This is a genomic window from Enterobacter sp. RIT637 (genome assembly GCF_019718755.1).
Classification (GTDB): domain Bacteria; phylum Pseudomonadota; class Gammaproteobacteria; order Enterobacterales; family Enterobacteriaceae; genus Enterobacter.
Genome location: NZ_JAIHAZ010000047.1, coordinates 1 through 862, shown reverse-complemented (window position 1 = coordinate 862; position 862 = coordinate 1). Strand labels below are relative to the sequence as shown.

Here is an 862-nt window from a genome sequence, read left to right as displayed (position 1 = left end):
AGGCTTACAAGGCCAAAGTGCAGGAGCTGTTCGCGGTGCAAAACAGCGAAATGAAAAGCGCCGGACAGCAGGTGGACGGCGATTTCAACACCAACCGCTTGCTGCTGGTGATCCTCACCGCGTTTAGCGTGCTGATCGGCAGTGCGATTAGCTGGTTTATCGTGCGATCCATTACCCGTCCGCTGGGCGAGGCGGTGGCGTTTGCTGAAGCCATTGCTGAAGGCGATTTAACCCGCAACATCACCACCCGCACGAAAGACGAAACAGGCTTGTTGCTGCATGCCCTGATGGAGATGAAAACCCGTTTACTGGAAATTGTGCAGCAGGTGCAATCTGGCTCGGAAAATATCTCCAGCGCGGCGGCGCAAATTGTGGCAGGGAACCAGGATCTGGCGGCGCGTACCGAAGAGCAGGCCAGTTCCGTAGAACAAACTGCGGCCTCGATGGAGCAGATCACCGCTACGGTGAAAAATACTGCGGCCCATACGGGTGAGGCGACGAACCTCTCCGATGATGCAGCGAGCGTGGTGAAAAACAACGGCGAGATGATGAAGCAGGTGACGCAGAAAATGCGCCTGATAAACGAAACCTCTAACCGAATGTCGGATATCATCAACCTGATCGATGCGATTGCCTTCCAGACGAATATTCTGGCGCTGAACGCGGGGGTTGAGGCGGCGCGTGCCGCTGAGCACGGGCGCGGTTTTGCGGTGGTGGCCGGTGAAGTGCGCCAGCTGGCGCAGAAAAGCGCTTCGTCTGCCAGCGAGATCCGCCAGCTGATCGAAAGCTCAACCAGTCAGACCCAGGACGGGATGAACCTGGTGGAAAAAGCGAGCGGGCTGATTAACGGCATGGTCGGGAA

Annotated in this window: 1 protein-coding gene; it reads left to right on the top strand. The window is 57.2% G+C overall.

Going from position 1 to position 862, the window contains the following annotated elements:
- Positions 1 to 862 (top strand): methyl-accepting chemotaxis protein (locus K5E19_RS23025; protein WP_221553247.1); only part of this gene is annotated, 862 nt, incomplete at both ends.